At 56.9% G+C, this 26,885-nt stretch carries 23 protein-coding genes, 4 pseudogenes and 2 riboswitches; of the genes and pseudogenes, 14 read left to right on the top strand and 13 right to left on the bottom strand.

Annotated features, from left to right (window positions below; translation table 11 throughout):
• Positions 1-42: 42 nt before the first annotated feature.
• The 3 genes from AU14_RS14905 (at position 43) to AU14_RS14895 (ending at position 3,455) form a co-directional block, all read left to right on the top strand.
• Positions 43-1,527: a hypothetical protein gene (locus AU14_RS14905; RefSeq protein ID WP_041342050.1), complete on the top strand. Its 1,485-nt coding sequence runs from the start codon at positions 43-45 to the stop codon at positions 1,525-1,527.
• Positions 1,524-2,564: a M14 family metallopeptidase gene (locus AU14_RS14900; RefSeq protein ID WP_236744122.1), complete on the top strand. Its 1,041-nt coding sequence runs from the start codon at positions 1,524-1,526 to the stop codon at positions 2,562-2,564. The genes AU14_RS14905 and AU14_RS14900 overlap by 4 nt, the downstream gene beginning before the upstream one ends.
• A gap of 63 nt (positions 2,565-2,627) precedes the next feature.
• Positions 2,628-3,455: a MipA/OmpV family protein gene (locus AU14_RS14895; protein ID WP_041342044.1), complete on the top strand. Its 828-nt coding sequence runs from the start codon at positions 2,628-2,630 to the stop codon at positions 3,453-3,455.
• Between the two features lie 63 nt (positions 3,456-3,518).
• On the opposite strand, the gene AU14_RS14890 is transcribed toward AU14_RS14895, so the two are convergent.
• The 4 genes from AU14_RS14890 to AU14_RS14875 all read right to left on the bottom strand — a co-directional run bounded on the left by AU14_RS14890 (position 3,519) and on the right by AU14_RS14875 (position 5,331).
• A complete protein-coding gene (locus tag AU14_RS14890) occupies positions 3,519-3,728 on the bottom strand; it encodes a DUF3565 domain-containing protein (protein WP_041344035.1) in 210 nt (69 codons plus the stop codon).
• 81 nt (positions 3,729-3,809) lie between these two features.
• Complete coding sequence (locus tag AU14_RS14885; protein WP_041342041.1) at positions 3,810-4,142, bottom strand: YnfA family protein; 333 nt, start codon at positions 4,140-4,142, stop codon at positions 3,810-3,812.
• Positions 4,143-4,231: 89 nt separating this feature from the next.
• Positions 4,232-4,729: a GFA family protein gene (locus tag AU14_RS14880; protein WP_041342038.1), complete on the bottom strand. Its 498-nt coding sequence runs from the start codon at positions 4,727-4,729 to the stop codon at positions 4,232-4,234.
• Positions 4,730-4,878: 149 nt separating this feature from the next.
• Positions 4,879-5,331 (bottom strand): helix-turn-helix transcriptional regulator, encoded by a 453-nt coding sequence (locus AU14_RS14875; protein ID WP_041342035.1) that lies wholly within the window; start codon positions 5,329-5,331, stop codon positions 4,879-4,881.
• A gap of 122 nt (positions 5,332-5,453) precedes the next feature.
• On the opposite strand from AU14_RS14875, the gene AU14_RS19665 reads away from it, so the two are divergent.
• A complete protein-coding gene (locus AU14_RS19665; protein WP_169745961.1) occupies positions 5,454-5,594 on the top strand; it encodes a hypothetical protein in 141 nt (46 codons plus the stop codon).
• 171 nt (positions 5,595-5,765) lie between these two features.
• Here the strand turns inward: AU14_RS19665 and AU14_RS14870 are convergent, their stop codons facing one another.
• The 4 genes and pseudogenes from AU14_RS14870 to AU14_RS14855 all read right to left on the bottom strand — a co-directional run.
• Complete coding sequence (locus tag AU14_RS14870; RefSeq protein ID WP_041342032.1) at positions 5,766-6,383, bottom strand: DUF6988 family protein; 618 nt, start codon at positions 6,381-6,383, stop codon at positions 5,766-5,768.
• Positions 6,384-6,480: 97 nt separating this feature from the next.
• Positions 6,481-7,056 (bottom strand): DUF4145 domain-containing protein, encoded by a 576-nt coding sequence (locus tag AU14_RS14865; RefSeq protein WP_041344034.1) that lies wholly within the window; start codon positions 7,054-7,056, stop codon positions 6,481-6,483.
• 312 nt (positions 7,057-7,368) lie between these two features.
• Positions 7,369-8,433, bottom strand: coding sequence for a ribonucleotide-diphosphate reductase subunit beta (locus AU14_RS14860; protein WP_041342029.1), 1,065 nt, complete (start codon positions 8,431-8,433; stop codon positions 7,369-7,371).
• A gap of 30 nt (positions 8,434-8,463) precedes the next feature.
• Positions 8,464-11,187, bottom strand: a pseudogene (locus AU14_RS14855) (ribonucleoside-diphosphate reductase subunit alpha); the annotation flags it as partial.
• Positions 11,188-11,419: 232 nt separating this feature from the next.
• Positions 11,420-11,634, bottom strand: a riboswitch (cobalamin riboswitch).
• A 281-nt stretch (positions 11,635-11,915) separates the two neighbouring features.
• Between AU14_RS14855 and AU14_RS14850 the strand changes: the two are divergent.
• Positions 11,916-12,463, top strand: a pseudogene (locus AU14_RS14850) (DUF3047 domain-containing protein).
• 12 nt (positions 12,464-12,475) lie between these two features.
• Here the strand turns inward: AU14_RS14850 and AU14_RS14845 are convergent.
• From AU14_RS14845 to AU14_RS14835, 3 genes and pseudogenes are all read right to left on the bottom strand, one after another.
• Complete coding sequence (locus tag AU14_RS14845) at positions 12,476-13,306, bottom strand: substrate-binding periplasmic protein (protein ID WP_041342027.1); 831 nt, start codon at positions 13,304-13,306, stop codon at positions 12,476-12,478.
• Between the two features lie 90 nt (positions 13,307-13,396).
• Positions 13,397-14,901, bottom strand: a pseudogene (gene nhaB, locus AU14_RS14840) (sodium/proton antiporter NhaB).
• A 198-nt stretch (positions 14,902-15,099) separates the two neighbouring features.
• Positions 15,100-15,876, bottom strand: a complete 777-nt coding sequence (locus AU14_RS14835; protein WP_041342023.1) for an enoyl-CoA hydratase — start codon at positions 15,874-15,876, stop codon at positions 15,100-15,102.
• A gap of 198 nt (positions 15,877-16,074) precedes the next feature.
• On the opposite strand from AU14_RS14835, the gene AU14_RS22990 reads away from it, so the two are divergent.
• The 7 genes from AU14_RS22990 to AU14_RS14810 are packed head-to-tail and all read left to right on the top strand — an operon-like array spanning position 16,075 to position 21,048.
• Positions 16,075-16,917 carry an AMP-binding protein gene (locus AU14_RS22990; protein ID WP_269079062.1) on the top strand — a complete coding sequence of 281 codons (843 nt, stop codon included), beginning with the start codon at positions 16,075-16,077 and terminating at the stop codon, positions 16,915-16,917.
• On the top strand, positions 16,914-17,408 hold the full coding sequence (locus AU14_RS22985) for an AMP-binding protein (RefSeq protein ID WP_269079061.1): 495 nt from the start codon (positions 16,914-16,916) through the stop codon (positions 17,406-17,408). Before AU14_RS22990 ends, AU14_RS22985 begins: the two co-directional genes overlap by 4 nt.
• Positions 17,402-17,737: an AMP-binding enzyme gene (locus AU14_RS22025; RefSeq protein ID WP_236744121.1), complete on the top strand. Its 336-nt coding sequence runs from the start codon at positions 17,402-17,404 to the stop codon at positions 17,735-17,737. Before AU14_RS22985 ends, AU14_RS22025 begins: the two co-directional genes overlap by 7 nt.
• A gap of 32 nt (positions 17,738-17,769) precedes the next feature.
• Positions 17,770-18,537 carry an SDR family NAD(P)-dependent oxidoreductase gene (locus AU14_RS14825; RefSeq protein WP_041342020.1) on the top strand — a complete coding sequence of 256 codons (768 nt, stop codon included), beginning with the start codon at positions 17,770-17,772 and terminating at the stop codon, positions 18,535-18,537.
• 32 nt (positions 18,538-18,569) lie between these two features.
• Positions 18,570-19,352 (top strand): enoyl-CoA hydratase-related protein, encoded by a 783-nt coding sequence (locus AU14_RS14820; RefSeq protein ID WP_041342017.1) that lies wholly within the window; start codon positions 18,570-18,572, stop codon positions 19,350-19,352.
• Positions 19,353-19,409: 57 nt separating this feature from the next.
• Positions 19,410-20,549 (top strand): cyclohexanecarboxyl-CoA dehydrogenase, encoded by a 1,140-nt coding sequence (gene aliB / locus AU14_RS14815; RefSeq protein WP_041344033.1) that lies wholly within the window; start codon positions 19,410-19,412, stop codon positions 20,547-20,549.
• 34 nt (positions 20,550-20,583) lie between these two features.
• Positions 20,584-21,048, top strand: coding sequence for a MarR family winged helix-turn-helix transcriptional regulator (locus tag AU14_RS14810; protein WP_041342013.1), 465 nt, complete (start codon positions 20,584-20,586; stop codon positions 21,046-21,048).
• A 34-nt stretch (positions 21,049-21,082) separates the two neighbouring features.
• Here AU14_RS14810 and AU14_RS14805 read toward each other — a convergent pair.
• Positions 21,083-22,200, bottom strand: a pseudogene (locus AU14_RS14805) (S-(hydroxymethyl)glutathione dehydrogenase/class III alcohol dehydrogenase).
• A 167-nt stretch (positions 22,201-22,367) separates the two neighbouring features.
• On the opposite strand from AU14_RS14805, the gene AU14_RS14800 reads away from it, so the two are divergent.
• The gene (locus AU14_RS14800; RefSeq protein WP_041342010.1) at positions 22,368-23,252 is read left to right on the top strand and encodes a LysR family transcriptional regulator; all 885 of its coding nucleotides are present in this window, start codon (positions 22,368-22,370) and stop codon (positions 23,250-23,252) included.
• Positions 23,253-23,268: 16 nt separating this feature from the next.
• Here the strand turns inward: AU14_RS14800 and AU14_RS14795 are convergent, their stop codons facing one another.
• The gene (locus AU14_RS14795) at positions 23,269-24,549 is read right to left on the bottom strand and encodes a D-amino acid dehydrogenase (RefSeq protein ID WP_236744120.1); all 1,281 of its coding nucleotides are present in this window, start codon (positions 24,547-24,549) and stop codon (positions 23,269-23,271) included.
• 139 nt (positions 24,550-24,688) lie between these two features.
• Positions 24,689-24,787: riboswitch (glycine riboswitch) on the bottom strand.
• Between the two features lie 254 nt (positions 24,788-25,041).
• On the opposite strand from AU14_RS14795, the gene AU14_RS14790 reads away from it, so the two are divergent.
• Complete coding sequence (locus AU14_RS14790; protein ID WP_041342007.1) at positions 25,042-26,712, top strand: methyl-accepting chemotaxis protein; 1,671 nt, start codon at positions 25,042-25,044, stop codon at positions 26,710-26,712.
• The last annotated feature ends 173 nt before the right edge of the window (positions 26,713-26,885 follow it).

The following is a 26,885-nucleotide window of genomic DNA, read 5'->3' as shown; positions in this document are numbered from 1 at the left end:
CCACTACTATCAAAGTAGGTGAGCTCTGGAGACGACGCTAACGTGGGACTGTCGGTCACAAAATCCGAATTCACGCCGGAAGAATTTGAGCAATTTTCCGCCAAGGTCCGCATGGACCTGACCGCATTCTCTCGCCTTCTTGAGCGGCCTGGTTTCGGTGAGGGCGAGAGTTCCATTGGCGCTGAGGTCGAGTTCTACATCGTAAACCCAGACCTGTGCGTTCACCCTATCAACACCGACATCGCCGCCAGTGTTCAGGACCCGCAACTGACGGTTGAGCTCAACCGCTTCAATCTCGAATACAACCTCAGCCCCCAGGCCTTCAAGGGAACGCCGTTTGCCCGAACCGAGCAGGAGCTGCTCGCGGCCATCCAACGAATCAACCAGCACGCCGCGCCACTGGATGGAGAACTGGTACCGATCGGCATTCTGCCCACCCTTCGCGAGTCCGATACGGGCACCGAGGCGATGACCGACGAACCCCGCTATCACGCGCTCTCGGATGCGCTGATCAAGCAACGGGGCGAACCCTTCAGCATTCACATCGGCGGCAACGATGTCATCGATCTGGAGGCCGATGACGTCACCATGGAAGGCGCGAATACGTCATTCCAGCTGCACTGGCGGGTGCCTGCGAACCGGTTCGCCGATTACTTCAATGCCGTGCAACTGGTCACGCCCATTGTCCTCGCCCTTGCCAGCAATTCCCCTAGCCTGTTTGGCCACCACCTCTGGGACGAAACCCGCATTGCCCTGTTCAAGCAGTGCATCGACAGCCGCTCACCCAATCGTAGAACCTGGCGCCACCCGCCCAGAGTCTATTTCGGCAACGGCTGGGCACGCAGCGCCTGGGAGCTGTTTGCGGCCTCCGCCTCGCTGTATCCGCCCATCTTGCCAATGATGTCAGAGGAAGACCCGATGGCGGTGCTTGATCGGGGCGAGGTGCCGCAACTGGCCGAGATGCGCCTGCACCAAGGCACCACCTGGCCCTGGAACCGGGCCATCTATGACCCTGTCGCCGATGGTCATCTACGCATCGAGATTCGCTCCATGCCTGCCGGCCCGACAGCTGTGGATATGTGTGCCAATGGGCTGTTCGTGATCGGCGCGGCCCTGGCGCTACTGGAAGACATCCCCCATCTGACCTCGATCCTCCCCTTCCATTACACCGAACACAATTTTTACCGCGCCGCCAAATACGGCATTGGCGCCGAAATCATCTGGCCGCACAAAGATCAGGTGCAATTACGGGATATGCCGCTCCTGACCGTGGCCCGCGAGTTGCTGCCCCGCGCCCGGGAGGCACTAAAACGAACCGCCGTAGACGAGACCGAAATTAACCGCCTGCTGGGCATCATTGAAGGCCGCATTGAAACCTCCTTGACCGGCGCCCGCTGGCAGCGCCACATCACGGAGCGTCTGTTCCAGTCCCTGAGTCCCGATGAGGCGTTCCGGAGCATGCTGGCGCTGTACATGGCCAACCAGAAAACCAATACACCGGTTCATGAATGGACGTTGTCGCCGTGAGCACATCGAACCTGCTGGATTACCTGCATGACCCGTCGCCCCGAACACTGGGGCGCTCAGCCCTTGAGTGGCTGGACCGACTGCGCAAGCCCACGGTCGTTCATGTGGCTGGTCGCGATCGCTCGCGGACACGGGCCATGGCCACGCTACTGCACGGTAATGAACCTTCCGGTCTGCTCGCCCTGCACCGATGGCTGCTGGAGCAGCACACGCCGGAGGTGAACATGCTGTTTCTGCTCGGCGGCGTCTATCCTGCGAAAATCCCACCCGCACTGTCACACCGCCAGCTACCGTATGGGCTGGACCTTAACCGGTGCTTCCGGCAACCCTTCAAGGGCGAGGAAGGGGCTATTGCCCGGGCCCTGCTGGCCGAGCTTCAGAGAGTAAAACCAGAATGCCTGCTGGACGTGCACAACACCTCAGGCACCGGCCCGGCCTTCGCCGTGACCATCACCAGCGACGCCGCCCACCAGGCACTGGCCTCCCTGTTCACCAATCGGCTCGTGATGACGGACCTTCGCCTGGGTGCGTTGATGGAGTATTCGGAACAGGAGGTACCCACGGTAACCATTGAGTGTGGCGGCTCCCAGGAAGAACAGGCGCACCAACTGGCCTACGAGGGACTCGTGCGGTACACCTCAAGAGCCGATGTGTTGTCACAGGAAAAAGCGGAGTGGGACGTTAACGTACTGCGCAACCCGATTCGGGTGGAACTGGCGCCGGAAGCGACCATTGAATACCGCCTTGCACCCACCGGCCAGGCCGACCTCACCTTTCCGCCCGACATCGAACGGCGGAATTTCGGGGTTGTATCCCCGGATGAACCGCTGGGCTGGGTGGGGGAAAAAGGTCTCAGCATACTCACCGCGATCGGCCACAACCGGGCCGAGACCATGGAGCAGATTCTGCGGGTGAAGGATGGGCAGATCTACCCCGCCCAGGCCCTAAAAGCCTTTATGATCACCACCAACCCGGTGATTGCGAAGAGTGATTGCCTGTTCTATGCGGTGAAAGCGACCGGCGAGCCGATTTTTTAAGCCCTCACGCCGTCCAGCACGAACTATAATCAATATATCATCACGCACTGCTGCGGAATTAACATGAAAACGTTTACAGGCATGCTCTTGATAGTGTGCTTACCTGCACTCTTCTTTCAAACAGCATTAGCACAGGACAGAAAAACAGCTCTGGTGCCCTTACCCTCAATCGACGACTTCACCCGGGGTAATGATGGCTGGGCGTTTGGGCTGGGCCTGAGTATTGAGTACGAATCGGCCTACGAAGGGTCGGATGAATTCGGTGCAGAGGTCGATCCTGCCGGGGCGGTGCAATGGCGTAAAGGCAATAATATTTTCTTCTGGGCCGGTGAGGCGCTGGGGTGGCGCGGCCTTCATTCTGACACCTGGTTAATCGAGGCCGCCGTGGGCTTTGATGAGGGTCGTGAAGAGAGCGATTCCGATGACGGTCGTTTGGATGGTCTCGGTGATGGCGATGAGGGTGCTGAGTTCGTACTGCAAGCACGCCGTGCTTTCGATACCGATTGGCGTTATTGGCTGGATGGCCGAGTTGTCACCGGTGAAAACGGGAGTCTTGGTCTTTTCGGAGTGGGCCGCCGCTTCGGCGATCAGATCGACGGAACGGGTCATGAAATTGCTATCGCCGTGGTATTTCACGATAGCGAGTATGCCAATAAAGATTTCGGTATAGACGCAGAACAGTCAGCTGCATCGGGACTGAATGAGACCGACCTGAGTGGAGGCTTTCGCTCGGTTGGGTTCAATTACAATTATCGTCATTCGTTTAACGAGAATTGGCAGATTTTCGGCGAGGCGGTATATGAGCGATATAGCAGCGACATTGCGGATAGCCCAATCACCCGCAACGACTATGAAGCTGAAATAGGCGTCGGATTCATTTACGTATTCTAGAAAAGGTAACGTCAGCCGCAGGGGCGACCTTTGTCAGGCGGAAATGACTCGCTGCGGCCTGATTTAAACTTTCTGATCTGGCGGAGCGCCTTCGTCGCACTTCTTACAGTTAAGAAGATGTCCGAGCATTTCATTCCGTGTTTCTAATTTCTCCACCCAAGGTCGATTCTGCCAGGGCGGATTGTGCCTGACATGCTGAAAATGCCCACACGACAGCTCCGCGACCCAGTCGTCGAACTCATCTTTGTGGAATCCTGTCATTGGTTGGTTCATGGTCACCTAAGGCTTTTGTTTAGCTGCGTGACAAGGGCGTCCGAGGAAGGCCCTCGGGCCGGAACGAATTTAATGCACTGCCTATGTGGTGCGCGGCGCAAACATGATGATTGCCATACCCACTAAAGCGACGGCTGAGCCAACTAAGTCCCAGACCGTCGGACGGATGCCGTCCACGGCCCACAGCCAGAGTATTGCCATGAAAATATAAACGCCACCATACGCCGCATAGACTCTACCCGCAGCGGTCGGATGCAATGACAGAAGCCAAGCGAATGCCGCAAGGCTCAGCGCCCCTGGCACCAGAAGCCAGATAGTTTTACCTTCGCGAAGCCAGAGGTAGGGCAAATAACAGCCGACAATCTCCGCTAAAGCGGTAACGAGGAATAGGCCAACGGTTTTCAACTCAGGCAAAAGAACCTACTCCTTGGTAGTACACGTAACGCTTCGCATCAGGGGTTAGCAAAGCGTTAGCGGTTTGCTGGTCCGACTGCATACGCTTGTTATACACCTCCATCCTCGATCCCTAGTCGCAGGTGCCATTCAGCGAGCGATTCTTGCGGATACTCCTTAAACAACTTGTCGTTTGGTGCGGCATGAACTTCGACCCAAGGTGCCTTATAGTCCAACATCATATGCGTTCGCTCCGGGGGTACAGGCAGATCGGTATCGATTGCAGAGGCAAATGGATGCACCAACTCAGGCCATCTTGGATCCCATTGCCAGAGAGCACTTCCGCACTTCCTACAAAAATGCCGTTGGCCAGGACTCTCCTGAGTTTCTCCGGTTTCGGGGTCTTTTATTATTGCCTGGTAGATACTGACATTTTTCTCCCCCTCAACTGATAGTGTTTTGTAATCACCACCCAGATTAATAGCATAACCACCACCGCCCGCAGTTTTCCGGCAGATCGAGCAGTAACATTTGTTGAATGGATAGGGGTGGGCAGAATGCACGGTGAAGTGGACGCTGCCACAATGACATGAACCTTCCAGCTGCATTGTTTACCCTCCGAGTTTTGTGAGTGCATAACGCAAAGCGCACCGTCCGCTTGGTAGGGCCGTCCGAGTGACGCGACTTGTTATGAAAGGCGGCGAAGTAATCAATCAGAGCCGAAAGGTCCGACTTCAAACCTCTTCTATCATCTATATCACTTAGCCGAGTCCCCAACTTGTATCCATTGGAAGGACCCCATTTGGTACCATTTTAATTCTTTACACTCATCCCATTGATCCAAGCACGGTTTCAGCGTGCTAAACCAGATTGCGCCTCCCACAGCCATAGCAAGGAACAATGTTGCTAAAAAAACCTTGATCGGTGGGTACTCGATTGCTGATGGTGGAAGTGGCTCCATTTCATATTTAAATCTTCCTCTGCCGCACCTATCGAACATCGGTTTAAGCTGACGGAATGTTGGTCTTTCGGGCTTCTGTTGATTAGCCCAATGCGAAATCATAGTCGTGGAAACGTCGCACATCTCCGCAATTTGGGCCTGGGTGTAGCCCAGATTTTTAGCCACACAGATCATTTCTTCGCCATTCACCAGTTTACGGTGGTCGTATGCGGAATCCCGTGAAAAATTTTTAAAAAACTGAAGAATCATAAATCATTGTTTTATTTATGGTTAATGAAAAATAACGCGTTGTTTATGCAAATTAACTTTCGTTTCCCTCTGCACACTCCCAATCTGAAGGCTCAACAAACAACTTTGCCAAAGGAGGCATTATGAGCCGCGACCCTAATGACGATCGAAGCGACAGCATGAACCCTAATAACGAGGCTTATTGGGATAGTCTGGACAACCACTCTAACCAGCTGAACCCAAACCATCCTGAATATCGAGGCGACGACGAAGAGGAAGATTAATCACAATGTGCCCCAATGCTAGTCTTCTCGCATTGGGGCACACACCTCATCTCCGATGCTTGGGCGAACGATTCATGACGCCGCCATAAACGGCTGCCGAAGCGACGCGTAGGCAGTCAGGTGAAAGCCACATCCTTCGTGGCCGTAACGAATTTGATGGTCTTGTTAAATTCACTCACGGCGCTTTGGCAAACAACTTGAGTAACAGGCTGTTGCTCTGATGATCTCCGATTGAATTCCAGGGCGCCCAGTTAGGATACCGAGATTTTGAAATGCCAAAAGCGCAAGCCCATTACTCGCTCGAAAAACCTGGTCTAGTAACTTTGGCGGTGCATCATTCTTCGTCCAATGAATTGCATGTATCCCAGAATGCACGAATGAATTCAGAGGTAACCAAGAGCTTTCCTTGAACTCTTTTAACGTAACCAAGAGATTGATGAGTTGCGGTATTTTTTCTAGGTCCGTCATCATGACGTTAACCTGGGGAATATTCTTGCTCGCCTGTTGAGACTCTTGGTTTAACTCAGTGGAGAGTTTTTGGACCTGGCCGTCGGTTGCACGATGCATTGCCCAAACGCTCCGAACAACTGATTCAAATTGAGAACGAAGAGTAGCGCTAGCTCCGAGCAAAAGACCTTGCGCGCACAGAACCCGAACTGATGCAGCAAAATGCATTGAACTTCCCGATAGCGTTGCACTAAGCACAATGCGTGGTGATTCCTCAAACAGTGGATAATCCACAATCTTCGAAAGCTCTCCAAAGAGGTCCTCAGCTCGACTCAGTTCCATTGTTGGGGTGGTTCCTTGTATTTAACGTTTGCAGCATGCGCGCCCATAAAATGAAGCTGAAGGCGCAATGTAGTGGGCGTCGCCGTGCCTACACTGGTTAGGGATTCGAACCTTGCACCATTGCTGGGAATTCATAGGTGAACCTTAGGAGCATTTCCACAAAGTTTAGAATCTGATCGGCGTCTACCTGACTGGGTGCAGGAACCTCATGCGTTGCTTCATTTCCTTTTTTCCGGATTTCATCAACCCATTGTTTTCCGTTCGGAGGAACAAAACCCTGACCCTCCAAGTAGTCGATGTAGGAAACAAAACGCTTCCCGGGCTCAGCTCCATGCTGGACCGCGATATTCATCAGTATTTTTCTGCAGATTAAAATCGTGCCGGTGAAAGCCGAAACGGAAGTGGAGTCACGAGCTTCTCGATATAGCTCACTCACGGCCTCGTTATCTATACCGTTGACCTCCCGACCCATTCGTACTGCCGGCGTTTGCTTACCATTTGATGCAAAAAAAGTGGGCTTGGTACACGACGGGCAAGGATAAATGAAACACATGTGACCGGTTTTAGCTTGACCAAAGAAGCCTCGGTCTTGTGCGACCTTGTGCCCACAATGACCGCAAACGTATTGCTTACTTTCTATATTCTGGATTTTGTCCCAAGCGTAACCTGCCACTCTATTCTCCTTATTATCCCTAACAGCGTATTCAACGAACGCGTTCGTATAACACGCATTCGTATAATTCCAGTTCCAGTCCCTTCTCTGCCTTCCGAAAAACAGCCAAAACCAGAAAGTTACCACGAACCCCAACGGCTACCGCCGGAGTTATACGCCCTACCCAGCTCTCCAAACTGTGCGCTGACTGGGCGTATAACTCCAGAACGCCACATTCACTACCCTAAACATATCAGAGAGTTATAGGCTTTGCGCGGGAGCCGGCCGGAGATTTGCGAATGGGTTCGTATAACTCCGGCCGATTATGGGTAATCACCACTCCAACTGCGCCCCAGTCTGATACTCAATCACCCGGGTTTCGAAGAAGTTCTTCTCCTTGCGCATGGTGGCCTGCTCATCCAGCCAGGGCGAGACGTTCCTGGCGCCCGGGAAGGGTTCGTCCAGGCCCACGGTTCTCGCTCTTCGGTTGGCCACGAAGCGGAACTGTTCGCTGTGGTACTCCGCGGAGTAGCCGAGGATGGGATCGCGCAGGATGTACTTGGCGTAGGCGCTTTCGGCGGCTTCCGATTCGTCCCACATGTCGCGCACTGCTTTCGGGTCGAAGGTGATGTTTTCCTCCTCCACGATCTGGTTCACCACCTTCAGGCCGAAGGAGAAGTGCATGGCTTCGTCCCGCAGGATGTACTGCAGCTGCTCGCCGGTGCCGCGCATCAGGCCGCGGCGCTGGAGCGCGAAGATGGGGCTGAAGCCGTTGTAGAACCAGGTGCCCTCGAACACCGCCGCGAAGAACAGGTAGGACATGATGAATTCCTGCAGGTCGTCGCGGTTCCGCAGGTTCATGCCCGGGCGCATGGCGGCGTCCAGCCGGCGGTTGGCAATCTGGATCTTGCCGTTGATCGCCGGCACCACCCGGTAGCGGTTGTAGATCTCGCTCTGGTCCAGGTTCAGGGTTTCGATGCAGTGCTGGTAGGCCCAGGTGTGCATGGCTTCCTCGTACACCTGGCGGGCCTGGTAGATCTGCAGTTCCGGCGCGCTCATCTTCTCCATCACCGCCAGGCCGATGTTGCGCATGGCCAGGATGTCGGAGGTGGTGAGGTAGGCCAGCACGTTCTCGTACACGTGCTTTTCCGGGGCCGTCAGCCGGTGATGGTAGTCGTGAACGTCCTGAGCCATGTTCACGTCCAGCGGGGTCCAATGGTTCTTGTTGGCGTTCATGAAGTACTCCCAGGCCCAGGGGTACTTGAATGGCGCCAGCTGGTTAACATCGGTGTCGCCGTTGATCACGCGTTTGTCGTCCACGTTCACCGGGGCCGGTCCGGTGGTATTTCCGGCGCTGGTTGTGGCCTGGGTTTTGGGTTCGTCGTCCCAGTCGAGCATGGTGATGCCTCCTGAAAAATAAGTAAGTGGTTACTGACAGGCTTCGCAGTCTGGGTCGTCAATGCTGCATACCTGGGGCTGCGGCGCCATCTCAGGTGCCGGTGTGGCCGCCGATGCAGTCTTTTCTGCCCCGGTAGCCCCGAGCGAGCGCAGGTAATAGGTGGTCTTCAGGCCCCGTTCCCAGGCCAGCTGATACAGGGCATCCAGCTTCTTGCCGCTGGGCTCGGCCATGTACAGGTTCAGGCTCTGGGCCTGGTCCAGCCACTTTTGCCGGCGCGCCGCGGCTTCCACCAGCCAGCGGGCGTCAATCTCGAAGGCGGTGGCGTAGCGGGCCTTGAGCTCGCTGGGAATGCGATCAATCTGCTGCACCGAGCCGTCGAAGTATTTCAGGTCGTTGACCATCACGTTGTCCCACAGGCCTTCTGCCTTCAGGTCCCGCACCAGCGAGGGATTCACTACCGTGAACTCGCCGGACAGGTTCGATTTCACGAACAGGTTCTGGTACGCCGGCTCGATGGATTGGGACACGCCCACGATGTTGGAGATGGTGGCCGTGGGCGCGATTGCCATGACGTTGCTGTTGCGCATGCCGTGTTCGGCGATCAGCTCGCGGATTGGAGTCCAGTCCAGGCGGGCCTCGGTGTTCACGGAGAAGTCCCCTTCCCGACGTGCCTTTTCCAGCAGGCTGATGGAATCGATAGGCAGGATGCCCTGTTGCCACAGCGAGCCATCGTAGGTGTCGTAGGCACCGCGTTCACCGGCCAAAGTGGCGGAGGCGCGAATAGCTAAGTAGCTGAGCTGTTCCATAGCCAGGTCCGCGAACTCCACCGCCTCGGCGCTGGCGTAGGGCAGGCCGAGTTGGTACAGCGCATCCTGGAAGCCCATCAGCCCAGGCCAACCGGGCGGTGCTGAAGATTTGAATTGCGGGCCTGTGGCACGGCATAGAAGTTGATATCGATAACGTTGTCGAGCATGCGCGCGGCGGTGTTAATGGTTCGCTCCAGGCGCTGTACGTCCAGCTCGCCGTCGGCAATGTGGGCCGCCAGGTTCACCGAGCCAGGTTGCACACGGCGATCTCATCGGCGTTGGTGTTCAGGGTGATTTCCGTGCACAGGTTGGAGCTGTGCACCACGCCGCGATGCTGCTGGGGCGAGCGCAGGTTGCACGGGTCCTTGAAGGTGATCCAGGGGTGGCCGGTCTCGAACAGCACGGTCAGCATCTTGCGCCACAGCTGCTTGGCGGGAATCTTCTTGAACAGGGCAATCTTGCCCTGCTCCGCCAGCGCTTCGTAGTGCTCGTAGCGGGTGCGGAATTCGTTGCCGTACAGGTCGTGCAGGTCCGGCGCATCGCTGGGCGAGAACAGGGTCCAGTCCCGGTCTTCGCGCATGCGTTCGATGAGCAGATCCGGCACCCAGTTGGCGGTGTTCATGTCGTGGGTGCGGCGGCGCTCGTCGCCGGTGTTCTTGCGCAGTTCCAGAAACTCTTCGATGTCCAGGTGCCAGCTTTCCAGATAGGCACACACCGCGCCCTTGCGCTTGCCGCCCTGGTTGACCGCCACGGCGGTGTCGTTCACCACTTTCAGGAACGGTACCACGCCCTGGCTCTGGCCGTTGGTACCCTTGATGTGCGCGCCCAATGAACGAACCGGGGTCCAGTCGTTGCCCAGGCCACCGGCCCATTTCGAGAGCATGGCGTTGTCGCGGATGGCGCCGTAGATGTCTTCCAGATCGTCGCCCACGGTGGTCAGGTAGCAGGACGACAGCTGGGAATGGCGGGTGCCGCTGTTGAACAGGGTTGGCGTGGAGGCCATGTAGTCGAAGCTGGACAACAGCTCATAGAACTCGATGGCACGGGCGTTGGGGTCGTCCTCCCGCAGGGCCAGGCCCATGGCCACGCGCATGAAAAACACCTGGGGCAGCTCCAGGCGGGCCTTGTTCCAGTGCAGGAAGTAGCGGTCGTACAGGGTTTGCAGGCCGAGGAAGCCAAACTGCCTGTCGCGCTCTGGCTTCAGGGCCGCGCCCAGGCGTTCCAGATCAAACGCGGCCAGGGCTTCGTCCAGCAGCTCAAAACGGATACCGGCATGAATGAAGGCACTCAGGCTTGTGGATAAATTTCCGCCAGCGGCACCTCTGTGGATAACTCCAGCGCCGACACGGTTTCCAGGCGCAGTTGCTCCAGCAGCAGGCGAGCGGTGACGGCGCTGTAGTCCGGCTCCCGTTCAATGCGGCTGCGGGCGGTCATCACCAGGGCCGAGAGCACGTCTGCCTCGGCAATGCCGTCGTACAGATTGGTCAGGGCATCCTCGACCAGCGTGTCGCCATCGATGCCTTCCAGGCCGGCGGCGGCCTGCTCCACCTGCAGTTTCATCAGACCCAAGTCCAGAGGTGCGGTCTCGCCACTCACTTTTTTCACGGTCAGGTGTGGATGGGCTTCCACCGGCGCATGAAGGGCCCGTTCGCGGGCGTGTTCTTCCCGGTACAGAACATAGGCCCGGGCCACCCGCTGCTCTTCGGCGCGCATCAGCGCAAGTTCCACCTGGTCCTGAATATCCTCGATATGCACCTTGCCGCCAGCTTTCAGGCGCCGGCCAATGGCATGAGCCACCTGTTCGGTGACCCGGTGCACGGCGTCGTTAATGTGGGCAGAACCAGCGGCCTGATCCCCTTCCACGGCGAGGAAGGCCTTGGTCACGGCGACACTGATCTTGGACGGGTTGAAGCCAACGAGGGTGCCGTTGCGTTTAATAACCTGAAGGGATTCGGTGTTGGCCGGGGCCGAGGGCTGGGGTTCGGCCAGAGCTGAGGTGGACATGCTGTGTTCTCCTGAATACGCGTTGAATTCCATAACCTTCGCGTACGCAGGACGGAGCGGGGGCGCTCGCCAGAACCTGGCGGAACTTCCCTGTCCGTTTGCTGCTCACCTTAATCGGGCCGTATGCAGGCGCCTGAGTCGCGAAGGTGCAGTCGCGCTGTTCTCCAATGTGGTGGACAACAGCACCTCCCTGGCAGGTCTTCGGACTCAGGAGCGTGAATCGTGTGATTCGGCCTCGCGTGGCGACTTCCCGGTTTTCACCAGTGTCTTTATGCCACGCTCGTTCTCCAATACCGCTGCGCGTCAGTTCCGGATTCTCACCGGATTCCCGATACCACGATGCTCAAAAAAATCAACATATGGTATTTGACCAAGGATTCGAACACTATATACAGAGAATTTCAGAGGAACAAGGCACTTCCGTGGATTTTTCCGGTCACTGACTCAGTCGCGATCCAGTCAACTACCCTTTCCAAAAACACTGCGAGGTACCGCATGCAGCACGTTCCCCGACTTACCCTGCCATTGATGCTGATGGCTCTGGCCCTGACATCGGGCAAGCTTTTCGCCGCCGAACCGCTACTGCAGCCGTTCTCCCAGATATCAGCGCTCACCGAGGTTGGGAGCCGCTGGAATTTCCGAAAATTGACCAGCACTCCCAGTATGAATTGGTGACTGACAACGGCACCCAGGTAGTGAAGGCACAGACCAACGGCGGCGCCTCGGGTCTGATTGCCCGACTCGACTTGAAACCGACCGACTCGCTGATTCTTCGCTGGCGCTGGAAGGTGTCGAACGTGTTTGAGAAAGGTAATGCCCGGGAGAAGTCCGGCGACGACTACCCGGCCCGGATCTATGTGGCGTTCAAGTTCCAGCCAGACAAGGCCGGATTCTTCGAGCGAGCCAAGCGCAAGGCGGTGGAAGTGGTGTTTGGTGAGTCTCTGCCCGGCAATGCCTGAATTACATCTGGGCCAATGAGGTACCCGTGGGTGACATTGTGCCCAACCCCTATACCGACAGCACCATGATGGTGGCGGTTAATTCTGGCAACGCACAGGCCGGTGAATGGGTCACAGTGGAACGGGATATTGTCGCGGATTACCGCCAGGCCTTTGGCGAGGCGCCACCACCGCTGGTGGGCATTGCCATCATGTCGGATTCCGACAACACCGGCGAATCTGCCACTGCCTGGTACGGCGATATTAGCCTGTCACCTTAAATGGGCAAGGCGTTAGCGGTATTGCTCGGGGAACCCGGGAATAACAAAACCTGGGGAGAGGTCGCGTACCGGCGGGACCTCTCCAGCCTCGACCAGCCGCAGGTAGGCATCGTCGAATTCTTCTCGCAGAATCGCGGCCCGCGGATGCGCCAGAGAAAACAGCCAGGCGGCATTGCGAGTGCGTGCTTCCGACTCAATCACATTTTGATCAGACGGCTCGGTCAAGATCTGCTCGATAGGTTGAAGGTAGTCGAGCACATAATCACCGCGATTGCGCTTGAGCATATCGACGGCCGCGCGGTGATTAGGGGCCTCGGTAATACGGATGTCCTCGGCCTGGTTCAGCCAGTCGATCAGGCCAGCGTAGGTATAGCCGGCAATCACAATAACCCTCTTACCACTTAGCTGGTCGAAATGCTCGAGCGGACGGCCTCTGTCCTTGTGATACCAGACACTCAGCTGAACCGGCATCGGGCTGACCCAGCTTTCCAGCACTTCACCGTTGAGAATCGGGATATTGGTCAGGCCAGGCCAGACATCGATCTGGCCGTTTTTCAGGTATAGGAACACCCGGTTGATCGGCAAATGAACGAAATGGGGAACATAACCGGCCTCCCGAACAACCTTCCGAGTGATGTCGATCAGCTCGCCGTCGGCGTTGCCTTTGTCATTACGAAAAGTAATCGGTGGGAATTCCACGTAGGCGATGCGCAACGTCTTGGCGGTCGGTTCTTCGCCTACGGCAGGGGTGACCGCCAACAAGGCAAACAACAACAGCCAAAAGCCGTGGACCACGGCGCGGGACCAATCATTGCGAGTGTGCGGGTTACTGCGATGGTTCATCGATGATTTTTTTATAATCAATTTTCGCTAGAGCTTAACAGACCCGCAGCAAACTTCACTGACTGGTTTTGATATTTTTCGAACCGTTTATCAAATGTGGTTAATCACCATGTACAGACCAACGCCACCCATCACCAGGGTGTAGGGGAAGGCCATAATCACCATGCGCCCATAAGAAAGCCGAACCAGCGGCGCAATGGCTGAGGTGAGTAGGAACAGGAACGCCGCCTGGCCATTGGGAGTCGCCACACTCGGCAGGTTGGTACCGGTGTTGATGGCCACAGCGAGTGCCTGGAAATGAGGGTAACTGATGCTACCGGCGTCCAACGCCTGCTTGACCTCGCTGATGTAAACCGTGGCTACGAATACGTTGTCGCTGATCATCGACAGGATACCGTTAGCAACGAAGAACCAGCCGGCTGGCTGCTTTCCGGCAGACTCAGCACCAGATCAATAATCGGCTTGAACAGGTGCTGCTCGTGGATCACCGCGACCACCGCGAAAAACACCACCAGCAGTGAGGTGAACGGCAGCGACTCCTGGAACGCCTTGCCAATCTGGTGCTCATCGGTGATGCCGGTAAACGAGGTGATCAGGATAATCACCAGTAGACCGATCAAGCCGACTTCCGCCAGATGGAACGCCAGACCAATCACCAGAATGGCGGCGGCGAAAGCCTGAATCCAGAGGGCGGCCTGGTCGGCTTTGGTGCGTTTGGAACGCTCGTTTTCAGCGAACTCTTCCAACACCCGGCGCACTGGCTTGGGCAGGCGCCCGCCGTAGCCAAACCAGCGCAGCTTCTCCAGCGCCCAGCAGGTGAACAAACCAGCAAACAATACCGGGATGCTTACCGGCGCCATGGTCAGGAAGAAATCGGCAAAATCCCAGCCCACTACTTTGGCGATCAACAGGTTTTGCGGCTCACCCACCATGGTAGCAACCCCACCCAGGGCGGTGCCGATGGCGCCGTGCATCAGCAGGCTGCGCATGAAGGCGCGGAAATTTTCCAGATCTTCCCGGTGCAGCTCCACCACCTCGTCGTCACTGCCGGCGTTGTGATCGTTGTGATGATAGCCCTTGCCGGAGGCAACCTTGTGATACACCGAGTAGAAGCCGACTGCGACACTGATGATTACCGCGGTTACCGTCAGGGCGTCCAGAAACGCCGACAACACGGCGGCGGCACCGCAAAACAGCAGTGACAGTGCGGACTTGGAACGCACGCCCACCAAAATCTGGGTGAAGGTGACCAGCAACAGCTCTTTCATGAAGTAGATCCCGGCCACCATGAACATCAGCAGCAGGATCACCGGGAAGTTGGTCAACACTTCCAGATAGACGGCATCGGGCGTGGTGAGGCCAATCAACAGGGCTTCCACCGCCAGCAGCCCGCCGGGCAACAACGGGTAGCACTTCAGGGCCATGGCCAGGGTAAAGATAAACTCGGCAATCAACAGCCAGCCCGCCGTGCCCGGCCCCAACAGATACATAACAATGGGATTAACAAGCAGGAACAGCAGGATGACCTGCTTGTACCAGACCGGAGCCTTACCAAGAAAATTATGGGTAAAGCCGGAAATAACGGTATTGGGCATGGCGAAAGTCTTCTGAAAGCACGGTTTATTGGAATTATTGCGTAGTTATTCGTAGCTAATCGCAATCGACAGGGGTCAATGCGTCGAAAAAGCTAATTATTTTCGTATTATTACTTAATTTTGCAGATTAAGTGACCGCATTTTACCCGATTTCTCGGGCAATGCGGGCACTTGGTGAAAAAATATTACAAAATCATCTTATCGATGCTTCCAGCGGGGGCTGCGCTTCTCCAGGAAAGCCGCCATGCCTTCCTTGCGATCTTCGGTGTCCAGACTCGCCCAGAACAGACGACGCTCGTAATCCACACCCGTCCCCAATGACGTCTCAAACGCCTGGTTAACGGCCTCTTTATTGAACATCGTGGCCATCAGGGAGTTTTGGGCAATCTCACCGGCCATGGCGATGGCATCGTCTACCAGCGTTGCCGCCGGCACAATGCGACAGACCAGGCCACTACGCTCAGCCTCCTCGGCATCCATCATGCGTCCAGTCAGGCACAGATCCATCGCCTTGGCCTTGCCGATGGCCCGGGTAAGGCGCTGGGTTCCACCGGCCCCGGGCAGAATGCCCAGCTTCACTTCCGGCTGACCAAAGCGGGCCGAATCGGCGGCAATGATCACATCACACATCATCGCCAGTTCACAGCCGCCACCCAAGGCAACACCGGCGACCGCGGCAATGACCGGTTTCCGGCACCGCGTGACCTGCTCCCAGTTCGAGGAAATGAATTGCTCCCGATAGGCCCGGGAAAAATCCAACGCCTGCATCTCGGAGATGTCTGCGCCGGCGGCGAACGCCTTTTCGTTACCGGTGATGACGATTGCCCTGACCTCGTCGTCCTGCTCCAGCTCTTTGAGCAGATCAGAAAGCTCCGACATCAGAGCGCTGTTCAGGGCATTGAGAACCTTAGGACGATTGAGTCGAATCAACGCGACCGGGTCATGGCGCTCTAGCAAGATATTGTTGTAAGTCATTACCGCCTCCAAATAATTTCAGGGTATGGGTCCTTTAAATCGCCTAGCGAGCAAGATACCTCGAAACTCATGCCCTCACAAAATATAAAGCAACATGTTGACATATTATTTGAGATAGGCGTATTTTTTAACATCAACAGCGATTGGCGCTAACGGAACCGCCAACAACAATAAATCCCGACAATAGAGGTGAATCACATGGAAACTGGCATCACCCCACAATCGGAACGTCGCACCGCCATGATTCGTAATGGCGCATGGAACGACAAGCTCATTACCGATTACCTGGACGAAGCAGTAATCCGCACCCCGGATCGCAATGCCATTGTTGGCTTCCAGGTTACCGGTGATACCCGCACAGCGCTCACCTACCAGGAGCTCAACCATGCCGTCGCGCGGATGGCCGCGGGCCTGGCCGCAATGGGCATCAATAAGGGCGATGTCGTGGCATGCCAGCTACCGAACTGGTGGCAGACCACCGCGCTACACCTTGCCTGCATGCGCATCGGCGCCATTCTCAACCCTCTGATGCCAATCTTCCGGGAGCGGGAACTGCGTTTCATGCTCGGCCACGGCGAAGCCAGACTGTTGGTCACTCCCAAGATCTTCCGCAACTTTGATTACGAAGCCATGGTTGATGGCATCCGCTCCGAGCTGCCGAAACTGGAAACCTTGCTGGTGATTGGCGGCGAGGGTGACCGCAGCTTTGAACAGCGTCTTCTGGAGACGCCATGGGAAGAAAAAACGGACACTGCGGCGCTTTTTGCCGAGCGTAAGCCCGGCGCCGATGAGGTGATCCAGATTCTGTATACCTCCGGCACTACTGGCGAACCCAAGGGCGTTATGCATACCTCCAACACCCTGTTCTCCAACGTGCGTCCTTATGCTGAACGGCTGCACCTGACATCCGACGATAAGATCCTGATGGCCTCACCCCTGGCCCACCAGACCGGCTTCCTTTATGGCGTGATGATGCCGGTTTACCTGGCACCACAGCCATCCTTCAGGATATCTGGGATGCCGACTATGTCTGCAAGGTGATCGCCGCTGAAAAGCCCGCTTTCACCATGGCGTCCACGCCCTTCCTCGCAGACCTGGTGAAAACCGCGCCCAAGCATGAGGGCGAGCTCGACTCATTGCGCATCTTTGTCTCAGCCGGCGCCCCCATTCCAACCGCCGTGGTCGAACAGGCCAGCAACACACTGCAAGCCAAAATCGTCTCGGCCTGGGGCATGACTGAAAACGGCGCAGTGACCATGACCTGCCCGGAAGACCCGGCCGAACGCGCCAGCCAGTCTGACGGCAAAGTGCTGCCCTGGATGGAAATCAAAGTCACCGACTTCAAGGGCAACGCAGCGCCGGTAGGGGAGGAGGGCAACCTTTTGGTTCGCGGCGCGAGCCTGTTTGTTGGCTACCTCAAGCGCCCGGAGCTCTATGGCGTGGATCAGGAGGGTTGGTTCAGCACCGGCGACCTGGCCCGCATGGATAAAGATGGCTACATCCGCATCACCGGTCGCACCAAGACGTGGTGATCCGTGGCGGCGAAAACATCCCCGTCGTTGAGGTGGAGAACCTGCTCTACAAATACCCGGGGATCGTTGATGTTGCCCTGGTGGGCTGCCCGGATGAGCGACTAGGTGAGCGCGTTTGCGCCTACGTCACCCTCGACGAGAACGCCACCGACCTTTCTCTGGATGACGTGAAGAATTACCTCATCGAAGAAAAACTCTCCAAAAGCTACCTACCGGAGTATCTCGAGGTCATTGAGGCTATGCCCCGCACCGCCTCCGGCAAGATTCAGAAATTCAAACTGCGCGAGCAGGCAAAAGAAGTACGCCTGGACCCAGCCAAACGCAGCTGATTCGCTCATCGAAAACAACAGGAGGAACCATCATGAGAGGCCTGAAAGGAAAAACAGTCATCGTCACCGGTGGCGGTGGTGGCATCGGCCGCGCCGTATGCCAACGCTTTGCCAAGGAAGGCAGCCTGGTGGCCGTGCTCGACCGTGATGAGAACGCGGCCCAGGCCACGGCAGACCTGATCACCGAGACGGGTGGTAAGGCCCGCGCCTACGCCGCCGACATCACCGATTACGCCGCGATTACTGACACTGTAGCCGCTATCGAAAACGAACTGGGCGTACCGACCGTGCTGGTGAACAACGCCGGTTTCGACCGCTTCATGCCCTTTCTGAAAACCGAGCCGAAGCTCTGGGAACAGCTGATTGCGGTGAACCTTACTGGCGCCCTGAACATGCACCATGTGGTATTGCCGAAGATGGTCGCCGCCGGCGGTGGCAAGGTCATCAATATCGCCTCCGATGCCGCTCGCGTCGGCTCTTCCGGCGAATCCGTCTACGCCGCCTGCAAGGCTGGCCTGGTGGGGTTCAGCAAGACCGTGGCCCGGGAATTGGCTACCAAAAATGTGTGCCTGAACGTGGTTTGTCCTGGTCCCACGGACACTGCCCTGCTTAAAGGTGTGGCCGAGAGCGCGCCCAACCCGGAGAAACTGCTGGAAGCCTTCCGCAACGCGGTACCCATGAAGCGGCTGGCGCAACCGGAAGACTACCCCGGCGTTATCGCCCTGCTTGCCAGTGACGATGCCAACTTCATCACCGGCCAGGTTATCAGCGTGTCCGGCGGCCTGACCATGGCCGGCTAAGCGCCCAGTTACACGAATCAGGAGACTGCATCATGACCTACGAAGATATTCTTTACGACGAAAGCGACGGCGTCGCCACTATTACCATTAACCGGCCGGAGCGTTACAACGCCTTCCGCGGCCAGACCTGCATGGAACTGATCGATGCCTTCAACCGGGCCGGCTGGAACAAGGACATCGGCGTCATCGTCTTTACCGGAGCCGGTGAGAAAGCCTTTTGTACTGGCGGTGACCAAGGAGCCCACGAAGGCCAGTACGACGGCCGAGGCCTGATCGGCTTGCCCGTGGAGGAATTGCAGCGCCTGATCCGGGAGGTGCCCAAGCCGGTCATCGCCCGGGTCAACGGCTTCGCCATTGGCGGCGGCCATGTCCTCCATGTGATCTGCGATCTCAGCATTGCCTCGGAATCCGCCATATTCGGCCAGGTCGGCCCGAAAGTTGGTTCGGTCGACCCCGGGTTCGGCACCGCCTATCTGGCGCGGGTGGTCGGTGAAAAACGGGCCCGTGAAATCTGGTACCTGTGCCGCAAGTATTCGGCAGAGCAGGCCCTGGAGTGGGGGCTGGTGAACGCGGTGGTACCAGCAGATCAGCTAGACGAAGAAGTACGCCAATGGTGTGACGAAATCCTCGAGAAGAGCCCGACCGCCCTCTCCATCGCCAAACGTTCCTTTAACGCGGACAGCGACAACATTGCCGGCATTGGCGCACTCGGCATGCAGGCCCTGAGCCTGTACTACAACACCGACGAGTCCAGGGAAGGCGTCAACGCATTCAAGGAAAAGCGCAAGCCGGACTTCCGGAAATTCTACAAGTAAGCAGACCGACCCGGTGGCTGTATGCGGCCGGGTCACAGACAAAGCCTGGAGAACACCATGAATTTCGGATTTAACGAAGAACAGAACGCAATCCGCGAGGTCGTGGCCCGCTTCAGCGCCGAGGTGCTGGCTCCGGGCTACCGCAAGCGGGACAAGGAAGGGGTGATCGAAAAGGATGTCATCCGCCAGCTCGGTGAGATGGGTCTGCTGGGTGGCGAGCTGCCGGAGGAGTTCGGTGGCAGCGGTATGGACTGTGTCACCAGTGGCCTGATCATAGAAGAGATCGCCAAAGGGGATTTCAACGTCGGCTACATTCCGCTGCTGGCTTCATTGAACGGCCAGATTATTGCCAGTCATGCGGCGCCGGATCTGGCCCAAGAGTGGCTGCACGGCATCACTTCTGGCCAAAAAGTCGCCTGCATTGCCCTGACAGAACCCCACGGCGGTTCCGACGCCGCAAACCTGCGCCTGAAAGCGGAGAAAAAGGCCGACGTCTATGTGCTCAACGGCGAAAAAACCTCCATCTCCATGGCCGATCAGGCTGATGTGGCGGTGGTGTTTGCCCGCACCGGAACGGTAGAACAAAGAGCCTCCGGGATCAGCGCATTTTTAGTGCCCATGGACACACCGGGTATCACCACCACCCGATTCGAGGACAACGGCCAACGCGCCATCGGCCGCGGCTCCATCTTTTTCGACAACGTGGAGGTACCTGCCAGCCACATGATGGGTGATGAGGGAAAGGGCTTCAAACAGGTGATGCAGGGCTTTGACTACAGCCGTGCTCTGATCGGCCTGCAGTGCCTGGCGGTAGCCCAGCAGTCTCTGGACGAAACCTGGCAGTGGCTGACCGAGCGCACCGCCTTCGGCCAGAACCTGTCGGCGTTCCAGGGCCTGACCCACCCACTGGCGGAATACCAGACTTACGTTCATGCCGCCCGCCTGCAGTGCTACCATGCGCTCTGGTTGAAGGACAGCCACCTGCCCCACAACGCCGAGGCTGCCATGAACAAGTGGTGGGGACCAAAGCTGGCGTTTGATGTGGTGAAACAGTGTTTGCTGGCCCATGGCCATACTGGCTGGGGCGAGGATCTGCCCTTTGCCCAGCGTCTGCGGGACGTTCTGGGTCTGCAAATAGGTGACGGCACCGCGCAGATCATGAAGAATATTATTGCCCGCGAATACCTACCCACGTAAGGCATCCCAGCCCCGGGGACACACAGGAGCTCAGATGATCGTCAACGAATCCGGCGGCATTCCGAACCGGCTGTTTTTTCGCCTGTTCCAGACTGGCAACATCCTGCAGCGGCAGGTTCAGAATGAGATGGGAATCAGTGCGGTGCAGTGGGCAGTGCTGGGTGCGTTGTCACGGGAAGGTTTTGAGGATGGCACCTCGTTCAACCAGCTGAAAGAATACCTGTACGTGAGCCGGCAGAATCTTGATGGGGTTCTGAAACGAATGGAGCGGGATGGCCATGTGGTTCGAATAACGGACCCACAGGACCGTCGCGCCCGGCTGGTGAAACTGACTGACAGTGGGCAGAAGTTCTGGAATCAGCTGCAGGACACCATCACCGAGTTCTACCAGCAGGCGCTGCAGGGTTTGAGTTTCGATGACGGGGTCAGCCTGCTGCACCTTCTCAAGAAACTGCAGCACGAACTTGTTCAGGTCTCGCTGACCTCAGAGAACGAATAGGCCGCCTGACCATCAGGACAGGCGGCCACTCTATTCACTGATCGAAGTGGATAACAGTCCGAATGCTTTTACCTTCATGCATCAGCTCAAAGGCGTCGTTGATAGTATCCAGCGCCATGGTGTGGGTAATGAAATCGTTCAGCTTGAATTCGCCCTGCAGGTAACGTTCAACCATGCCCGGTAGCTCAGAGCGGCCTTTGACACCGCCAAACGCTGAGCCTTTCCAGACCCGGCCGGTGACCAGCTGGAACGGACGGGTTGAGATTTCCTGGCCGGCCCCGGCCACACCGATGACCACCGACTCGCCCCAGCCTTTGTGACAGCATTCCAGGGCAGACCGCATGACATCCACGTTTCCGATGCACTCGAAGGAATAATCCACGCCGCCATCGGTCAGCTCAACAATGACTTCCTGAATCGGCTTGTCATAATCCTTCGGATTGACGCAGTCGGTTGCGCCCAACTGGAGGGCCAGGTCGAACTTGCTCTCGTTGATGTCGATGGCAATGATTCGGCTGGCTTTCGCCATGACGGCACCAATGATGGCAGACAGACCAATGCCACCCAGACCGAAAATGGCGACGGTGGCGCCCTCTTCTACCTTGGCGGTGTTCATCACCGCGCCCATGCCGGTGGTCACGCCGCAGCCCAACAAACAGACCTCTTCCAGCGGCGCCTCTTTGCTGACCTTGGCCAAGGCAATTTCCGGCAACACGGTGTACTCAGAGAAAGTCGAGCAGCCCATGTAATGGAAGATGGGTTCGCCATCTTTATAAAAGCGCGAGGTGCCATCGGGCATCAGCCCTTACCCTGGGTTTCGCGGATTTTCTGGCATAGATTAGTCTTGCCCGACAGGCAGAATTTGCACTCGCCACATTCCGGGGTGTAGAGCGGAATAACGTGGTCACCCACCTGCACACTGGTGACACCCTCACCAATCGACTCAACGATGCCGCCGCCTTCATGGCCGAGAATAGCCGGAAAGTTGCCCTCCGGATCCTCGCCAGAAAGGGTAAACGCATCGGTATGGCAAACGCCGGTGGCGACAACACGCACCCTGACTTCCCCTGCCTTTGGGGGCATGACGTCCACCTCTTCCACTGACAGAGGTTGGCCCGGTCCCCAGGCAATTGCTGCTTTTGATTTGATGATTTCAGCCATAACGCTCTCCGCTGGTAGCTTGTGGACGGCGATTAGCGCCATCTGATTTGTGCATCCATTGTATTTATCCACAATCAATTGATAATGACCCTGCTCATCAAATTACTTTTACTGTGCTGTAACAATCATCAGATTTAGCAGACGTGGAGAGAACAGGCATGTATCGCTGGGAAGGCGTGAACGAGTTTGTTGCCGTCGCCGAAACCGAGAGCTTTACCCAGGCCGCCCGGAGACTCGGCGTCTCGACCGCTCAGGTGAGCCGGCAGGTCAGTGCGCTGGAAACCCGGCTGGCCACCCGGCTCTTCTACCGGACAACGCGGCGGGTATCGGTTACGGAGGCAGGCCGAATTTACTACCAGCAATGCCGGCAGGTCCTGGATGCGCTGGACGATGCCGAGCGCTCCATCACCAACCTGCAGTTATCCCCAAGGGGCAAGCTCAGGCTGACCGCACCCATTACATACGGTGAGAAGAGGATTGCGCCCCTGGTGAACGAGTTTGTGGTGAAGTATCCGGAACTGGACGTCGAAATGAACCTGACCAACCAGAAACTGGACCTGGTGGGCGAGGGTTATGATTTGGCCGTAAGGCTCGGCAAGCTGGAGGACTCCAGCATGATGGCCCGGCGCCTGGCATCCCGGACCCTGTATGTATGTGCATCGCCCCAGTACCTCTCGGCCCACGGCGCGCCCCAAGAGCTCGCCGAACTGGCGCAACACAACTGTCTGCAGGGCAACCTGGATTACTGGCGTTTTCAGGAACAGGGCCAACCTCGCAATGTCCGAATCAGCGGAAACATCCGGTGCGACAGTGGCAGGGCGTTGCTGGATGCAGCATTGAAGGGGATTGGTATCGTCCAGTTACCGGACTATTACGTGCAAACAGCACTGGATACGGGGCAGTTGCTGCCGCTGCTGACAAACTACCGGGAGGATGATGACGGTATCTGGGCGGTTTATCCCCAAACCCGTCACCTGTCTCCGAAAGTCCGGATGCTGCTCGACTTCCTTGTCGAATCGCTTGGAACGTCAGGTTCTGATTGAGCCTAGCGAGCCGTGCTCACGGTCGCGCCTGAGGGCGCCGTATCAACCGCATCCGCCAGCAACTCGGCTGTGATGGCGGAGAGCGTCCAGCCAGGTGGCCGTGACCGGTGTTGTAGAACACCGTAGGCAGGCGGCCGGGGCCGACGCGCGGCATCATGTTCGGCAACATGGGACGCAGACCAGCCCAAGGCACCACGCGACGAGTGCTGACCCCGGGGAAGCATTCCTCAACCCAACGTGTCAGCGGCTTGATGCGGTCGTCGCGGATGTTGCGATTGTAGCCGTTGAACTCGGCAGTACCGGCAACCCGGAAACGGTCATCACCCAGACGACTGGTGACCAGCTTGGTGGCATCATCCAGCAGGCTGACGGTCGGCGCCGCTTGCTGAGAGGCCTCGTCGTCCAGCTCCACGGTGATGGAATAGCCTTTAACCGGATAGATGTTGACCCGATCACCCAGCTTGGCCGCCAGAGCGCGGCTGCCAACACCGGCACAGATCACCACGCCGTCGTAGGTTTCACGGGTCTGTTCTTTGCCGTCAAAGGAGGTAACCCAGGCGCTGGAGGCATCTGCGCTCAGTTCTGTAACGGTGTGGCCGTAGTTGGTCTTAACGCCGCGGCGCTGGATCGCGTCAGCCAGGCCGTTGGTGAACTTGTGGATATCTCCGGTGGAATCGCTCTCGGTGTAGAAACCACCGTAGTAAGTACCGGCCAGCGTGGGCTCGATCGATTTCATTTCCTCAGGAGTCACCGGCCGGCGCTCGAGGCCACCCGCTGCCAGCAGCTTGGACACGTTCGAGGCGTGGTCAAAACCAGCCTTGTCGCGGTAAATGTGCAGGATGCCCTGCTTCTTCAGATCGAAATCGATGCCTTCGTCCTGCGCCCACTGGAACAGGTGTTCACGGGCGGCAATGGCCAGGCGGGCGGTTTCAGTGGTGTTCTTTTCGTACTGGGGAATTGCCGCCATGAACTCGGCAAACCAGCTTAATTTGTGCCAGGACGGCTTGGGATTGACCAGCAACGGGGCATCGCTGTGCATCATCCACTTCATGCCCTTGATGATGGTCTGCCAGTTGTTCCAGACCTCAGCGTTGGACGCCGACAACTGGCCGCCGTTGGCGAAGGACGTTTCCATCGCGGCATAGCGGTGCTTTTCGTAAACGGTGACATCCAGCCGCGCTTGGCCAGGGTGTAAGCCGTGGTAATACCGGTGATACCACCGCCGATAACTGCAATTCGCTTCATAGAACTCTCCAAGAGGCGTCCAGGGTTCCCTTTCCCCACAGCCTGTTAACACAGGATTCTGTGTACAGCATGGTAGAAAGCACCCCTTCCGTCACGGTACCTGAGAGATTCACGCGCCAATTCCTTGAAATCAGCGGCTTGCTCCTTCGGTGTGCCAACGGACGCAGTCGTCGGCAGCTCTTCGGAAAGTATTCATGCTAGCGGTCCGTTTGCCTGAGAGTTTCCGGGGCAGTTGCTCCTTCGGCGCCGGCCACACCAGAGTGTAGCGCGGTCTCTCCCGCTAGCATGTCAGATCGGCGATTATCGCCAATCTGGTTTGCAAAATAGCAAATATCCGAGTTTTACAAAACCTCTAAGTCAGCAAAGACCAGCAGAACAGTTACAATCAAAAACATTTTAGGCATTAAAGGTCCGGCGGTTTCGGTCGATCACATAGAGCTAACAGTGGTCTGCTGCGGTACCCACCTTAAACCAGCCCAACCCAGGGCGATGGACGCTCCCCACTCGCTAATAACTCAATCTGATTTCTCGTATCGAGGTAGTAATGCCCATTTCCATTCGTAACCGGCTTCTCATTCTGGCGCTTGTTCCTGTCCTACTGCTAGCCGGCGCGCTGTTTCTGACGTTCACCACCCAAACCTCGGATCTGGTGGATAACCAGATGACAACTGTTGAGGAGAGCGTCAACGGCATTAAAAAGGACGAGCTCAAACACTACATGGACATGGCCTACACCTCGATCCAGCACATCTATGAAAACGGAGGCTCCTTCGAAGAGGCGTTGCCGATTCTGAAAAACCTCAAGTACGGCGAAGATGGGTATATTTTCGGTTATACCGAACGGGGTGATCGCGTACTCCTGGGCCAGTCCGAAAAAGGCTTGGGCGAGAATTTCTGGAACCTGAAAGACAAAAAAGGCGAATACCTGGTTCGCGGCCTGATCCGCGCCGGCAAAAGCGGCGAGGGCTACTACACCTACTGGTTCCCGAGGCCGGGTGAGACCGAACCCTCCCCGAAGCAGGGTTATGCGATCTATCTGGATCGTTGGGACATAATGCTAGGCACAGGATTCTACTTCGATGACGTCGGCACCGTGTTGGCAAAGCTGGAAGGCGCTGGCGCACAGGAACTCGACGCCAGCCAGGCCGTGTTTGCCGGTATTGCCGCTATTGCGGTCCTGCTCGCCGGCATCATCGGGTACAGCATCAGCCTCACCATCAGCCGCCCCATCGACCGGATTTCGAAATCAGTGGAAAACCTGTCTGCCGGCGAGGCCGACCTGACGGCCAGAGTGGAAGTAAATGACCGCTTTGAGCTGGGTAAATTGGCGGATCACATAAACACCTTCATCGGCACCCTCTCTGATCTGGTCCGCGACACCAAAGCCAATGCCAAACGCACCCATGAGAATGCGGAGTCGATTAATCAGCACACAAGTCATCTCTCTGCCCTGGTCAACGAACAGGGAGCGGAAACCGAGCAGGTTGCGACCGCGGTCACCGAGATGACCACAGCCGCCAATCAGATCAGTCAGAGCGCGGCCGGTGCGGCCAGCTCAGCAGTGGAAGCCAATCGCGACACGGCCAAGTCTAAAGAAATCGTCGCCAATGCGGCCGCTGAGATGAATGCTCTAAACAATGACATTGGAGCTTCGGCCTACGAAGTAGAAGAACTGGGCAAAGGCGTCGACAACATCAACTCCGTGCTTGAAGTGATCAATGCTATTGCCGAGCAAACCAACCTGCTTGCCCTTAATGCGGCAATCGAGGCTGCCCGGGCGGGCGAACACGGACGTGGCTTCTCAGTAGTAGCAGACGAAGTGCGAAATCTGGCGCAGAAGACCACCCACAGCACCGAAGAAATTGACAAGATGATTACCGGCCTCAAAAAGAAGGCAGCCGCCGCGGTTGAATCCATTCGGACCTCAAGCCAACGCAGTGACCGAGCACTTCAAGCCAATACCCAGGCAGTTGAGTCGATTGAGCGCATTGTTGCCGCGATCGGAGAAATCAACGAAATGAACGAGCAGGTAGCGTCGGCGTCCGAAGAGCAAAGCAGTGTCTGTGAAGACATCACCCAACGCCTGGTGACCATCTCGGACAAGTCCGCCCAGACCGCCGAAAAAGGCAGGGAAAGTAATGTTTCTGCCCAGACTCTGCTGTCCAATGCCGATGCTTTGGCGCAGTTGGTAGGACGTTTCAAGACCCACCCCTAATCCGGCCACTCAACGCAGTCGCGAGTATGACTGAAGCAAGTTGGGCCTCACATTGCTGGCTTGTTGAGAGCAAGCCAGCTCATCTCAACCTCTTTAAGATCGTGGCATTGGGCTCCAAGTATCGCCATCGATTTGAGCCGAGAGAATACTCAAAAAGATATATTTTCTTTACT

It is taken from the genome of Marinobacter similis, assembly GCF_000830985.1.
GTDB classification, from domain to species: Bacteria; Pseudomonadota; Gammaproteobacteria; order Pseudomonadales; family Oleiphilaceae; genus Marinobacter; species Marinobacter similis.
The sequence above is the reverse complement of the archived record's forward strand: the minus strand, read 5'-3'. Positions and strand labels throughout refer to the sequence as shown.

What these genes read in the sequence shown, in the direction of transcription:
- AU14_RS14860 (WP_041342029.1), bottom strand. Translation starts at nt 8,433, where the DNA reads ATGCTCGACTGGGACGACGAACCCAAAACCCAGGCCACAACCAGCGCC.
- AU14_RS14870 (WP_041342032.1), bottom strand. Translation starts at nt 6,383, where the DNA reads ATGGAACTGAGTCGAGCTGAGGACCTCTTTGGAGAGCTTTCGAAGATT.
- AU14_RS14880 (WP_041342038.1), bottom strand. Translation starts at nt 4,729, where the DNA reads ATGCAGCTGGAAGGTTCATGTCATTGTGGCAGCGTCCACTTCACCGTG.
- AU14_RS14835 (WP_041342023.1), bottom strand. Translation starts at nt 15,876, where the DNA reads ATGACTTACAACAATATCTTGCTAGAGCGCCATGACCCGGTCGCGTTG.
- AU14_RS14875 (WP_041342035.1), bottom strand. Translation starts at nt 5,331, where the DNA reads ATGATTCTTCAGTTTTTTAAAAATTTTTCACGGGATTCCGCATACGAC.
- AU14_RS14825 (WP_041342020.1), top strand. Translation starts at nt 17,770, where the DNA reads ATGAGAGGCCTGAAAGGAAAAACAGTCATCGTCACCGGTGGCGGTGGT.
- AU14_RS14790 (WP_041342007.1), top strand. Translation starts at nt 25,042, where the DNA reads ATGCCCATTTCCATTCGTAACCGGCTTCTCATTCTGGCGCTTGTTCCT.
- AU14_RS22990 (WP_269079062.1), top strand. Translation starts at nt 16,075, where the DNA reads ATGGAAACTGGCATCACCCCACAATCGGAACGTCGCACCGCCATGATT.
- AU14_RS14890 (WP_041344035.1), bottom strand. Translation starts at nt 3,728, where the DNA reads ATGAACCAACCAATGACAGGATTCCACAAAGATGAGTTCGACGACTGG.
- AU14_RS14895 (WP_041342044.1), top strand. Translation starts at nt 2,628, where the DNA reads ATGAAAACGTTTACAGGCATGCTCTTGATAGTGTGCTTACCTGCACTC.
- AU14_RS14820 (WP_041342017.1), top strand. Translation starts at nt 18,570, where the DNA reads ATGACCTACGAAGATATTCTTTACGACGAAAGCGACGGCGTCGCCACT.
- aliB (WP_041344033.1), top strand. Translation starts at nt 19,410, where the DNA reads ATGAATTTCGGATTTAACGAAGAACAGAACGCAATCCGCGAGGTCGTG.
- AU14_RS14800 (WP_041342010.1), top strand. Translation starts at nt 22,368, where the DNA reads ATGTATCGCTGGGAAGGCGTGAACGAGTTTGTTGCCGTCGCCGAAACC.
- AU14_RS14810 (WP_041342013.1), top strand. Translation starts at nt 20,584, where the DNA reads ATGATCGTCAACGAATCCGGCGGCATTCCGAACCGGCTGTTTTTTCGC.
- AU14_RS19665 (WP_169745961.1), top strand. Translation starts at nt 5,454, where the DNA reads ATGAGCCGCGACCCTAATGACGATCGAAGCGACAGCATGAACCCTAAT.
- AU14_RS14845 (WP_041342027.1), bottom strand. Translation starts at nt 13,306, where the DNA reads ATGAACCATCGCAGTAACCCGCACACTCGCAATGATTGGTCCCGCGCC.